The sequence below is a fragment of the Bacillus sp. SIMBA_005 genome (assembly GCF_046535585.1).
GTDB classification, from domain to species: domain Bacteria; phylum Bacillota; class Bacilli; order Bacillales; family Bacillaceae; genus Bacillus; species Bacillus pumilus.
In genome coordinates this window covers 1-381 of record NZ_JAWRWI010000079.1, presented here as the reverse complement: position 1 = coordinate 381, position 381 = coordinate 1, and the positions used below count along the sequence as shown (strand labels likewise).

Here is a 381-nt window from a genome sequence, read left to right as displayed (position 1 = left end):
ACGGGCGTTATTACGCCGACCGCCGTTCTGGAACCGGTAAAAGTCGCGGGAACGACGGTCTCAAGAGCATCCCTTCATAACGAAGATTTAATTAAAGAGAAGGATATCCGCATTCTCGATAAAGTGGTCGTCAAAAAAGCGGGCGACATCATCCCTGAGGTCGTCAATGTCTTAATTGAACAGCGGACCGGGGAAGAAAAAGAATTCAATATGCCGACCAGCTGCCCTGAGTGCGAAAGCGAACTTGTCCGCATTGAAGGGGAAGTCGCGCTGCGCTGCATCAATCCGGAATGTCCGGCGCAGATCAGAGAAGGCCTGATTCACTTTGTCTCACGCAACGCGATGAATATTGACGGACTCGGAGAACGTGTCATCACACAG

Annotated in this window: 1 pseudogene; it reads left to right on the top strand. The window is 51.2% G+C overall.

The annotated features are described in order from the left end of the window. Positions 1-381, top strand: a pseudogene (gene ligA / locus SB660_RS19180) (NAD-dependent DNA ligase LigA); the annotation flags it as partial.